This window comes from Rhodosalinus sp., from assembly GCF_046542825.1.
Classification (GTDB): Bacteria; Pseudomonadota; Alphaproteobacteria; order Rhodobacterales; family Rhodobacteraceae; genus Rhodosalinus.
Genome location: NZ_JBKHAQ010000091.1, coordinates 1 through 11623 on the forward strand (window position 1 = coordinate 1; position 11623 = coordinate 11623).

Here is an 11623-nt window from a genome sequence, read left to right on the forward strand (position 1 = left end):
GCTCACCCTCGCACAGCCGCGACACCTGGCTCTTCGAGGTACCCGTCAGACCCATCGCGCGCACCAGGTCGTCAACCGCCCGGGTGGAGACACCGTGGATGTAGGCTTCCTGTATCACGGCCATGAGCGCCTTCTCCGCGGTCCGGCGCGGCTCCAGAAACGTCGGGAAATAGCTGCCCTTGCGCAGCTTCGGGATGTTCAGGCCGATGGTGCCTGCCCGAGTATCCCACTGGCGCGGCCGGTAACCATTGCGCTGGTTCTCCCGCTCGGGGCTTCGCTCACCATGCCCCGCGCCGCACACGGCGGCCACCTCGATATCCATCAGCCGCTGCGCGGCGTCCTGGACCAACTCACGCAGAAAATCGTTCGCCGCGCTTACGCGGCCGCATCTGCGGCCACGGTCGCGTCTCACCATCGCTCTTGGCGATCACACCCGGAAGGTCGATCATGGTCTCGGTCATCGTGCTCTCCTTCGTTGTCGTCGGTCGTTGAACAACCTCAGACTACGAAGAAGCGCGGTGGCCGCCAGTACGGCCGCGCGCTGCGCTACGCCAAAAGGCTCCGCGCGCGGCCTCCTACACCACCCGGTGGGGCATTACCGAGATTCTGTGGTGAAATCGGGGAAAACAAGCATTCTACCCATCCATCTTCAACGCTGAAATGAACGCTTCCTGCGGGATCTCGACCCGTCCGAACTGGCGCATCTTCTTCTTGCCGGCCTTCTGCTTCTCCAGAAGCTTCTTCTTCCGCGTCACGTCGCCGCCGTAGCACTTGGCGGTCACGTCCTTGCGCAGGGCCGAGAGCGTCTCGCGCGCGATGACCTTGCCGCCGATCGCCGCCTGGATCGGGATCTTGAACATGTGGCGCGGGATCAGCTCCTTGAGCTTTTCGCACATCGCCCGCCCGCGCATCTCTGCCCGGTCGCGGTGCACCATCATCGACAGCGCGTCCACCGGCTCGTCGTTGACCAGCACGGACATCTTCACCAGCTTGTCTTCGCGGTAGCCCGTGATCTCGTAGTCGAAGCTGGCGTAGCCCTTGGTGACCGATTTCAGCCGGTCGTAGAAGTCGAAGACCACCTCGTTCAGCGGCAGGTCGTAGACCACCATGGCGCGGCTGCCCGCATAGGTCAGGTCCTGCTGGATGCCGCGGCGGTCCTGGCAGAGCTTGAGCACCTCGCCCAGGTATTCGTCGGGCACGAGGATGGTGGCCTTGATCCGCGGCTCCTCGATCCGGTCGATGTGGGAGGGGTCCGGCATGTCGGCGGGATTGCTGAGCTCGCGCATCTCGCCGTCCTTCATGTAGAGGTGATAGACGACGGAAGGCGCGGTGGTGATGAGCTCGATGTCGTATTCGCGCTCGACCCGGTCGCGGATCACCTCGAGGTGCAGGAGCCCGAGAAAGCCGCAGCGCAGGCCGAAGCCCAGCGCGGCGGAGCTTTCGACCTCGTAGGTGAAGGAGGCGTCGTTGAGCGCCAGCTTCTCGATCGCGTCGCGCAGGTCGTCGAACTGGGCGCTGTCCACGGGGAAGAGGCCGCAGAAGACCACCGGGACCGAGGGCTTGAAGCCGGGCAGCGGGGTCTCGCACCCCTTCTTCTCCGTCGTGATCGTGTCGCCCACGCGGGTGTCGCGCACCTGCTTGATCGAGGCGGTGATATAGCCGATCTCGCCGGGGCCGAGTTCGTCCACGTCCTTCATCGCGGGGCGGTAGACGCCGACGCGGTCGATGTCGTAGGTGCCCCCCGTGCGCATCATGCGGATGCGCTGGCCCTTCCTCAGCACGCCGTCGATGACCCGCACGATGACCACGACGCCCAGGTAAGCGTCGTATTTCGAATCGACGAGCATGGCCTTGAGCGGTTTGTCCGCGTCGCCCTCGGGCGGGGGCGGCAGCCGGCGCACGATGGCTTCCAGCACGTCGGGGATGCCCACGCCGGTCTTGGCGCTGATATGGACGGCGTCGGTCGCATCGATGCCGATCACGTCCTCGATCTGTTCGCTCACGCGCTCCACGTCCGCGGCCGGCAGGTCGATCTTGTTGAGCACCGGCACGATCTCGTGGTCCGCGTCGAGCGCCTGATAGACGTTGGCGAGCGTCTGCGCCTCGACCCCTTGCGTCGCGTCCACGACCAGCAGCGAACCCTCCACCGCCTGCATCGAGCGGCTGACCTCGTAGGAGAAGTCGACGTGGCCCGGCGTGTCGATCAGGTTGAGGATGTAGGTGTGACCGTCCTGCGCGGGATAGTCGATGCGCACGGTGTTGGCCTTGATGGTGATGCCGCGCTCGCGCTCGATGTCCATGGCATCGAGCAGCTGCTCCTTCATGTCGCGTTCGGCCACGGTGCCGGTGAGCTGGATCAGCCGGTCGGCCAGGGTGGATTTCCCGTGGTCGATGTGGGCGACGATGGAGAAGTTGCGGATGCGGCGGCGATCGATCATGCCGCTGGATATGCGGCGGTTTCGGGGGGCGGTCAATGGGCCGTCTTGCCGCCGCCGTCGCTTCATCTTTTGACCACGATCAGGCGATAGACCTTCGCTGCGAACGCGGGGGCTGCAGTGCCGGACTACACGATCTACGTTCTGGAAGAGGACAAGCTGACGATCTCCGACGGCGGTCAGCTCGACGGGGTGACGCAGGGCGACGGCTCGCACCTTGTGGGTCGGACGATCACGCTCGACGCGCCGGACTGGCAGGCGGTGGCGGTGCGGGACGACGACGCCAGCTTTTCCGACAATGACGGCAGCCAGCGGCTGGACGGCGCGCAGACGCTCAACGGCATCACTTACGATGACGACACGCCGGTCGAGGCGGAATACGGCCTCACGCTCAGCGACGGCACGAACAGCTGGCAGGTCGTGGGCTTCAACGTGAACGACAGTAACCCCTCCTATGCGACGGTCGAGGGGCTGGCCTTCATCGGCGGACCGGGGGGCTTTCCGCCCGCGGGCGTTCCGCTGACGGTCGTCTCCGCGCAGGAAGGGCCGGATTTCCTCGTGGCCGATTACGCGACGCCGCTCTGCTATGCCGCGGGCACGCTGATCGCCACGCCGGACGGGCTTCGGCCGGCCGATGCGATCCGCGCGGGCGATGCGGTGCTGACGGCCGATGGGAGCGCGCGGCCCGTGCTGTGGGCCGGAAGGACCCGGATGCCGGCCAGAGGCGACTGGGCGCCGGTCGAGATCGCCGCCGGGCGGCTGGGCAATGCGCGCGCGCTTCGCGTCTCGCCGCAGCATCGGCTGCTGATCCGCAGCTGGCGGGCCGAGCTGCTGATCGGCTCGGACGAGGTGCTGGTCGCGGCGGCGCATCTGGTGGACGGGCGCGGCATCCGGCGCGTGCCGGGCGGCATGGTGCACTACGTTCACCTGCTACTGCCCCGGCACGATCTGCTGCTGGCGGAGGGCATCGCGGCCGAAAGCTTCTATCCCGGCCCCGAGGCGCTCGCGGCGCTGTCCCCGGCCGACCGCGCGGCGCTTGCTGCCGCGCTGCCGGGAGGGCCTGCGGCCTACGGCGCGCCGGCGCGCCCCCTTGTCCGGCGGCACGAGGCGGGCCTGCTGCTGGCCGGCTGACGCCCTAGCGGGCAGCCAGCGCAGGGGCGCCCGGCACCGTTCCGGAGATTTCGAGGATCAGCTTGCGGCGCACCGCGTCGGCGAAGCTTTCCATGTCGTCGGCGGTGACGACGAAGGCGCCGGGGCCGCCGATGATCCGCTCCTCGTAGATCGCCTCGAGGTTGGCGCCGCCGCCCGCCTGGCCCGAGCAGAAGCGGCACAGGATCGCCAGCGCATTGATCGTGATGCCGGCGGCCAGCACCTCGTCGCGGGCGGCCCCGATCGGGGGGCCGCCGAAATTGTTGGGGCTGTCACCGGAAAAGTCGATCACCTTGCGCCAGCCGTCGATGTCGTTCTCCTCGATCAGCCGCTTGGCCGCGAGCAGCGCGGAACCGATGGCGTTGCGCCCATAGGCCATGCGCGGCGGACCCATCAGCGCCTCGGCAAAACGCGCGGCGCTGTCGGGGCCCGCGATCACCGTCCAGGGCACGACCACGCCCTGGCTGTCGGCGCCGGCCCATTCGACGTACGTTACGGCGATGCTGCCGTAGGCGGTCTCCGCGATTGCCTGCAGGACCGAAGGGTCTGTGATCGCCTCGGCGTAGCCCTGCCGCTGGAAGCGGATTTCGTCGGCGTCGATGGAGCCGGAGGCATCCGCCAGAAGCACCAGTTCCAGGTCGACATCCTGCGCCGCGGCGGGCGCGGCAAGGCCAAGGACAAGCGCGGCAAGCAGGGACAGACGCATCGGCGGACTCCGGCTTCCTCCACGGAAAAGGATGATCCGGCAGGCTTCCCGGTCAAGTCCCGCGTGACAATACCGGCGCTCTGCGCGAGGCGAGTTGAAAAATCATGCGTCAAAGGGCATGGTTGCAAAAAACACCGGCCGCGCGACGGCTGGACCAGAGGCATCCTTGTCGAGCGGATTCCGGAGTGCGATGCGATGATCCTAGCGGGACGCGGGCTTTTCGCCGTTGCGGCGCTTGCCGCGCTGGCCGGCTGTGGCGGCGGCAGGATCGAAAGCACCTGTCTGGGCTCCGGGCGTGCATCGGCCAGCCCGGCGCTCTGCGGCTGCATCCAGGCCGTGGCCGACCGCGAACTCGACCGCGCGGACCAGCGGATTGCCGCGAGCTTCTATGCCAACCCGCAGCGCGCGCAGGACATCCGGCAGTCCGGCAATCCCGCGCACCGGACATTCTGGACGCGCTACAGTGCCTTCGGCGATCAGGTGGAACGCAGCTGCGCGCGCTACCGCTGATCGGCGGCGCTTGACCCTTGGACAGTCAGGGCTCAGAAGCCTCCGGGCGCCGGAGCGGCGCGTTCCGGGAGGGGGCGATGGGACTGAAGGGCGTGACTCTCAGGGGGCTCGAGGTGTTCGAGGCGCTGGCCGCCACCGGCTCCGTCGCCGAGACCGCCGCGCGCACCGGCCTGTCGGCGCCAGCCGTCTCCCAGCAGATGCGCAACCTCGAGGCGGCGCTCGGCACCGCGCTGGTCGATCACGCCCGCCGGCCGATGCAGCTGACCCCCGCGGGGCGGCACTTCCTGACCCGTGCGCGCGAGGTTCTGGCGCAGCTCCGGCTCGCGCGGTCCGAACTCACGATGATGGACCTGTCGGGCCTCACGACGCTGGCGCTGGGCATGATCGACGATTTCGACAACGACCTGACCCCGCGCCTTGCCACGATCCTGGCCGAGAGCATGGCGCGCTGCCGCTTCCGCCTCGTGACGGCGCCGAGCCACGAGGTGACGGCGGCGGTGGCGGCGCGCAGGCTGGATCTGGGGGTCGCGGCGCGGCCCGCGGCGCCGGTCGAGGGGCTGGAAGAGCACCCGCTGGTGCGCGACCCCTTCATCCTCGTGACACCGCGCGGCCCGCTCGAAGGGGCCGCGGCGCTGCAGCGCCTTCCGTTCCTGCGCTACGACCGCGCGCAGCTGATCGGCAGCACGATCGAGGCGCATCTGCGGGCCGAAGGCGCCGAGTTTCCCGAACGCTTCGAGATCGGGGCGCATCAGGCCCTGATGGTGCTGGTGGCGCGCGGCGCGGGCTGGGCGATCACCACGCCGCTGGGCTACATGCGCGCAGCCCGCCTGCACGACCGGATCGCGGCGCATCCGTTGCCCTTCGCGCCTTTCGCGCGCACCATCTCGCTGTTTTCCGGTGCGGACTGGGCAAGTCCCGTGCCGCAGGACATCGCGCGCACGGTGTGCGAACTGGTGCAGGCGCAGGTGGTGGGACCCGCGCTGGCGCAGCTGCCCTGGCTCGAGGGGGACTTGCGGACGCTCGCGTGAGTCAGGCGTCGAGAAAGGCGCGCGCGGCGGCCTCGAACTCCCGCGGCTTGTCGGCATGCAGCCAGTGGCCCGCGCCGGGGATCTTCGCGAAGCGCGCGGCGGGAAAGAGCGCCTTGATCGCGTCGCGGTGCGCGCGCTGGATGTAATCACTTTCGGCCCCCGCGAGAAAGAGGGCGGGGCCATCGAACCGGCCTTCGATGTCCGGAAAGCCCAGGATCGCGTCCATGTCCTGCGCGAGCGTGTCCAGATTGAGCCGCCAGCGCCCCGCCTTCACGTCGAGCGACTGCGCGAGAAAGGCGGCAAGGCCCCGGGCCTCCGCTGTCCCGCCCAGCCGCTCGGCCAGCGCGACCGTGGCCTCGGCCCGGCTGCCGATGGAGGCAAGGTCCAGTCCCCGCATCGCGTCGAGCGCCGGTTGTTGAGAATGGCCGTAGGCGACGGGGGCAATGTCGGCAACGATCAGGCGCCGCAGCCTGGCCGGCGCAGTCAAGGCCAGCACCATGGCAGCCTTGCCACCCATCGAATGGCCCAGAAGATCGCAGTCGCGCCCCTGTGCCGCGATCACCTCGGCCAGATCCGCTGCCATGCCGGGGTAGTCGTGCCGCCGGGTCCACGGGCTGTCGCCGTGGTTGCGCATGTCCACGGCCAGCACCTCGCGCGCGTCGGACAGACGTTTGGCGATCACGCCCCAGTTGCGGCCAGAGCCGAAAAGCCCGTGCGCGATGACCAGCGGCGGGCGATCAGACGGGGTTCCGTAACGGGTCAGGGCAATCATGGCGCGTGCCTAGCGCGCCATGCCCCCGTTTGCCAGCCTCGCGGGCGCTCCTCCCTCCCATCCGGTCGGTCGTCGCGAGAAGCGCCCTCAAGGGCGCGACGAGCGCCGCGCTCAGAGCTGCGGATAGAGCGGGAAGCGCCCGCAAAGCTCGGCGACCTCGCGCTTCACCTTGTCCTCCACCTCGGCATTGCCCTCCTCGCCGTTCGCGGCAAGGCCGTCCACGACCTCGGTGATCCAGCGGCCGATCTGGCGGAACTCCGGCTCGCCGAAGCCGCGCGTGGTGCCCGCGGGCGAGCCAAGGCGCACGCCGGAGGTCACGGTGGGCTTTTCCGGGTCGAAGGGCACGCCGTTCTTGTTGCAGGTGATGTGGGCGCGGCCCAGAGCCTTTTCCGTGGCGTTGCCCTTCACGCCCTTGGGCCGCAGATCCACCAGCAGCACATGCGTGTCCGTGCCGCCGGTGACGATGTCGAGGCCGCCCTTCATGAGCTCCTCCGCCAGCGCCTGCGCGTTGCTCACGACCTGTCTGGCATAGGCCTTGAATTCGGGGCGCAGCGCCTCGCCGAAGGCCACGGCCTTGGCGGCGATGACATGCATGAGCGGGCCGCCCTGCAGGCCGGGGAAGATGGCGGAGTTGAACTTCTTCGCCAGCGCCTCGTCGTCGGTCAGGATCATGCCGCCGCGCGGGCCGCGCAGGGTCTTGTGCGTGGTTGTCGTGACGACATGCGCATGCGGGAAGGGCGAGGGATGCGCATCGCCCGCGACGAGCCCCGCGAAATGCGCCATGTCCACGTGCAGCCAGGCGCCCACCTCGTCGGCGATGGCGCGGAAGCGGGCGAAGTCGATCTGCCGGGGCACGGCCGAGCCGCCGGCGATGATGATCTTCGGCTTGTGCTCGCGCGCGAGCGCCGCGACCTCGTCGTAGTCGATCAGGCTGTCCTCGCGCCGCACGCCGTAATGCACCGCGTTGAACCATTTGCCCGACAGGTTCGGCGGCGCGCCATGCGTCAGGTGCCCGCCCGCGTCGAGGCTCATGCCCAGGATCGTGTCGCCGGGCTTGAGGAGCGCGAGCGCGACGGCCTGGTTGGCCTGGCTGCCCGAGTTGGGCTGCACGTTGGCGAAGCCGCAGCCGAAAAGCGCCTTGGCGCGCTCGATGGCAAGCTCTTCGGCCACGTCCACCCACTGGCAGCCGCCATAGTAGCGCCGGCCGGGATAGCCCTCGGCATACTTGTTGGTCAGGACCGAGCCCTGCGCCTCGAGCACGGCGGCGGAGACGATGTTCTCGGAGGCGATCAGTTCGATCTCGTCGCGCTGGCGTCCAAGCTCGCCGCGAAGGGCGGCAAAGAGTTCGGCGTCGCGGCTCTCGAGCGTCTCGGTGAAGAAACCGTCGTCGCGGTGCGGGGCGTTCATGGGCGCATCCTCCTGTCGCGGGATGCGCCCGGTCCTACCCCATACGGCGCCGCCGGGGAAGCGTGTATTGCGGCATCGCGACAGCGGGACGCGGCGCGGCGCCCTGCACGGGCTGGCATGCCGCGGCGATCCGTGTTTGTGTCGCGCGGCACGCCATGCCCCGCGGAAAGGACCGCAGATGAGCCGCCGGATCGCCTTTACCGCCTCGGACTGGGACGTGGCGCAGGCGGCGCGCGCGCGCCTCGTCGCGCGCTACGGCGACGCGCCGGAGGAAGAGGCAGAGGTGATCGTCGCGCTGGGCGGCGACGGTTTCATGCTGGGAACGCTGCACCGGACCAAGGACCTGCCCGCGCCCGTCTACGGCATGAACCGCGGCACCGTGGGCTTTCTGATGAACGAATATTCCGAGGACGACCTGATCGCCCGCATCGAGGCCGCGGAAGAGACGGTGATCAACCCGCTCTCGATGCGCGCCGAGGGGGCCGACGGCAGGGTTCACGAGGCGCTCGCGATCAACGAGGTCTCGCTCCTGCGCGCAGGCCCGCAGGCGGCCAAGCTCCGGATCACGGTGGACGGCAAGCTGCGGATGGAGGAGCTCGTCTGCGACGGCGCGCTGGTGGCGACGCCGGCGGGCTCGACGGCCTACAACTACTCTGCTCACGGCCCCATCCTGCCCATCGGCAGCGACGTGCTGGCGCTGACCGCCATCGCGCCCTTCCGGCCGCGCCGCTGGCGCGGCGCGCTCCTGCCCAAGACCGCGCAGGTGCGATTCGACGTGCTCGAACACGACAAGCGGCCGGTGATGGCCGACGCCGACAGCCGCGCGGCCCACGACGTGGTCCGTGTCGAGGTGCGCTCCGAACCCGCTATCGCGCATCGCCTGCTTTTCGATCCCGGCCACGGTCTGGAAGAGCGGTTGATCCAGGAGCAGTTCGTCTGACGCCGGAGAAGATTTTTCGTCCGAAAAATCTGCGGAAGGCCGCGCCGTGCGCCGGCGATTTTTCGATCGAAAAATCGCCGGCGCCTCACCCCATGCGCGCCCAGAGATGCGGCGCCATCGGGCCGATCTGCGCCTCGATGGCCATCAGGGCCTCGACGACCAGATCCTCGCGCCAGCGGCGACCGACGATCTGCACACCGATAGGCTGCGGCCCCTGCGGCAGATCGGCGAGACGCGCGGGCACGTTGCCCGCAGGCAGACCCATGAAGTTCATCGCGAAGGACCACAGCGCCGAGCCCAGCGCCTCGATCATCCCCTCGGCGCCCTCGAGGTCGCGGTCGGGCGCAAAAAAAGGCTGCGCCATGAAGGGTGTGAGCGTCAGCGGATAGCGTTCCTGAAAGAGCGCCCAGTCGCGTGCAAAGGCCGTCCGCTGCGCCATGGCGGACAGCAGTTCCGCTCCCTCGAAGGGCGGATACTGCCGGAAATATTCCTCGAAGAGCGCTAGGAAGGCGGGTGAGCCGTGCCGCGCGAACTCGCCCGACAGCAGCGCCTTCGTTTCGCCCAGCAGCGCGCGGTAGCCCACCCGGGCCGCATCGGGCATGGCGGGCGGCGTTGCCTCCTCGACCTCGTAGCCTGCGGCCGAGAGCGCCTGCGCCGCCGCATCGAGCGCCGCCGAGACCTCCGGATGCAGCGCGAAGCCGAAGCAGTCCCTGGTGAAGGCCACGCGGAGCGGCCGCTCCAGCCGGGGGCCTGCCCAGGGCAGCGGCACATGGAAGGGATCGCGCGGATCGGGCGCGATCAGGGCGGGCATGGCAAGCGCGAGGTCGGCTGCGCTGCGCGCCAGGACGCCCTGCACCGACATCGCCTGTGCCAGAATCCCGCGTTCGGCTTTCTGCGAGGGATTGTAGGCCGGCACCCTGCCAAGGCCTGGCTTCACCGTCACGGCGCCATTCGCCGCCGCGGGAAACCGCAGGCTGCCGCCGATGTCGTTGCCGTGCCCAAGCGCGCCGATCCCCGCCATCACCGCCGCGCCCGCCCCGCCGGAGGAGCCGCCGGGCGAGATGTGGTCGCCCCAGGGGTTGCGCGTGCGCCCGTAAAGCGGGTTGTCGGTGTCCGCGCGGAACGAGAACTCCGGCGTGTTGGTCCGCCCGATCACCACCGCGCCCGCGCGCAGCAGGTTCGCCACCACCGGCGCGTCGTCCGGCGCGACGATTTCGCGGTAGCCCGCAACGCCGTTGGTCGTGGCGTGCCCGGCCTGATCCACGTTGACCTTGATCGTGACCGGCACGCCCTGCAGCGGCCCCGGGGGCTTGCCCGCCGCCTGCGCGGCGTCGAGCGCGCCGGCCCGCTCCAGCGCCTCTTCGGCCAGGCTTTCCACCACCGCGTTCAGCTGCGGGTTCACCGCCTCCATCCGTGCCAGCGCGGCCTCTGTCGCGGCCAGCGCCGTCAGGCGCCCGTCACGGATCATGGCGGCTGTCTCCGTGGCTGAAAGGCGCCAGAGATCGGGGAGCATCGGGTCGGGCATCGGAGTTCCTTTCAGATGGCGAAGGCGGGGTCGGGCGGACGCAGCATCGCCACGAGGGCGCAAGGGAATGGCATGAATTGTCCGCCGCGTCCGGCGCCCGGGCCGCTGCGCGCCCGGATCTCCTTCCCCCGCAGCGTGGTCCGGCAGGCCACGATCCGATCCCGCGCAACAGGCCCGATCCGGGCGCCGGGCGACGCTGCCGGCCCGGTCGCGCGCGAAATGCCGGTTCGCCGGTGACGCATGTGCCCGATCGCAGGACCGGGGCTGTCGCCTCGCGGCCGGTCACAGGATGGCTGCGTTGTGGCGATGCCTGACTTCCCTTGCGTCAGGCTCGTCCGCGGTGTGGCGCCGTCGGCATCGGATGGGGCGTCCGGAAACCCGGTCGGAGGCAAGGCCCTGGGTGTCGCGGCCACCGCGATCTCTCCTGTCTGCGCTGCGGGAGGCTAGCCGGGGCCGGCAATGCCTGCAAGGCGCCCCTCACTCCGCCACGATGCGGGCCAGTTCGACCCGGGCCTCGTGATCGCGGCCATAGGCGACCAGCGCGACCGAGCGCACCGCATCGGGCCGCAGGTCGCGGCGCAGCAAGCGGCCTGAGGGCTCGAAGGCCGACAGCGGCACGCGCAGCTCGGTCCAGTCCTCCCGCGCCTCGAAGCCAGCCTGGTAGTATTGCCAGGGCAGACGCGTGCCCGTGGTGCGCAAGTGCAGGAAATAGCGCTGTCCGTCGCCACGCACCGTGATCCGAAGCGCGGTGGCGTCTTCGGGCAGGCCGCCGGGCAGATCGCGCCGCGCCTGGATGAAGCCGCCGCGGTTTTCCGTGCTGACCTCCCCGGTAAGGCGCAGCGCGGGCCGGTCGTCCCGCACGATACCGGCCTGTCCTGTCGAGACGCCGCCCATCACCTGGTCGGTGAAGAAGCGCCACTCGGAGTCGGAGGGCTGCGCGAAGTCCTCGATCAGCATGTCGGACACGGCCGGCGGGGCCACAAGCGCGAGGCAGAGGGCGAGGACGTGGCGCATGGAGGACTCCCTGGCATCATGGCATTCAGGTAGGGGCGCCGGTCGCGCGCGCCAAGGGCCTTGCAAGGCCCTTGCGCCCGCCCCGGCGGGCGACGCGATCCTCCGGATCGCGTGAAGGCGCTTGCGAAGCGCCTTTA

The 11623-nt window shown here is 69.7% G+C and carries 11 protein-coding genes; 4 read left to right on the forward strand and 7 right to left on the reverse strand.

Annotation, left to right across the window (positions count from 1 at the left end):
* Together ACLFOB_RS11550 and lepA are read right to left on the reverse strand one after the other, a co-directional pair.
* Window positions 1-358, reverse strand: a 358-nt coding sequence (locus ACLFOB_RS11550; protein ID WP_410926161.1) for a transposase, incomplete at its 3' end; no start/stop codon positions are given.
* Window positions 359-635: 277 nt separating this feature from the next.
* A complete protein-coding gene (lepA, locus tag ACLFOB_RS11555; protein ID WP_410926156.1) occupies window positions 636-2438 on the reverse strand; it encodes a translation elongation factor 4 in 1803 nt (600 codons plus the stop codon).
* A gap of 117 nt (window positions 2439-2555) precedes the next feature.
* On the opposite strand from lepA, the gene ACLFOB_RS11560 reads away from it, so the two are divergent.
* Window positions 2556-3566 (forward strand): Hint domain-containing protein, encoded by a 1011-nt coding sequence (locus ACLFOB_RS11560; protein WP_410926157.1) that lies wholly within the window; start codon window positions 2556-2558, stop codon window positions 3564-3566.
* Between the two features lie 4 nt (window positions 3567-3570).
* On the opposite strand, the gene ACLFOB_RS11565 is transcribed toward ACLFOB_RS11560, so the two are convergent.
* Window positions 3571-4290, reverse strand: coding sequence for a DUF1194 domain-containing protein (locus ACLFOB_RS11565; RefSeq protein WP_410926158.1), 720 nt, complete (start codon window positions 4288-4290; stop codon window positions 3571-3573).
* Between the two features lie 195 nt (window positions 4291-4485).
* Between ACLFOB_RS11565 and ACLFOB_RS11570 the strand changes: the two genes are divergently transcribed.
* Both ACLFOB_RS11570 and ACLFOB_RS11575 read left to right on the forward strand, forming a co-directional pair.
* On the forward strand, window positions 4486-4800 hold the full coding sequence (locus tag ACLFOB_RS11570) for an arginine transporter (protein ID WP_410917860.1): 315 nt from the start codon (window positions 4486-4488) through the stop codon (window positions 4798-4800).
* A gap of 77 nt (window positions 4801-4877) precedes the next feature.
* The gene (locus ACLFOB_RS11575; protein WP_410917861.1) at window positions 4878-5828 is read left to right on the forward strand and encodes a LysR family transcriptional regulator; all 951 of its coding nucleotides are present in this window, start codon (window positions 4878-4880) and stop codon (window positions 5826-5828) included.
* Window position 5829: 1 nt separating this feature from the next.
* Here the strand turns inward: ACLFOB_RS11575 and ACLFOB_RS11580 are convergent, their stop codons facing one another.
* Both ACLFOB_RS11580 and glyA read right to left on the reverse strand, forming a co-directional pair.
* Window positions 5830-6600, reverse strand: a complete 771-nt coding sequence (locus tag ACLFOB_RS11580) for an alpha/beta fold hydrolase (protein WP_410917863.1) — start codon at window positions 6598-6600, stop codon at window positions 5830-5832.
* Between the two features lie 111 nt (window positions 6601-6711).
* On the reverse strand, window positions 6712-8007 hold the full coding sequence (gene glyA / locus ACLFOB_RS11585) for a serine hydroxymethyltransferase (RefSeq protein WP_410926159.1): 1296 nt from the start codon (window positions 8005-8007) through the stop codon (window positions 6712-6714).
* Window positions 8008-8185: 178 nt separating this feature from the next.
* On the opposite strand from glyA, the gene ACLFOB_RS11590 reads away from it, so the two are divergent.
* Window positions 8186-8947: an NAD kinase gene (locus ACLFOB_RS11590; RefSeq protein ID WP_410917952.1), complete on the forward strand. Its 762-nt coding sequence runs from the start codon at window positions 8186-8188 to the stop codon at window positions 8945-8947.
* Between the two features lie 85 nt (window positions 8948-9032).
* On the opposite strand, the gene ACLFOB_RS11595 is transcribed toward ACLFOB_RS11590, so the two are convergent.
* A complete protein-coding gene (locus ACLFOB_RS11595; RefSeq protein ID WP_410926160.1) occupies window positions 9033-10472 on the reverse strand; it encodes an amidase in 1440 nt (479 codons plus the stop codon).
* Window positions 10473-10949: 477 nt separating this feature from the next.
* Window positions 10950-11486 (reverse strand): CIA30 family protein, encoded by a 537-nt coding sequence (locus ACLFOB_RS11600; protein ID WP_410917954.1) that lies wholly within the window; start codon window positions 11484-11486, stop codon window positions 10950-10952.
* Between the last annotated feature and the right edge of the window lie 137 nt (window positions 11487-11623).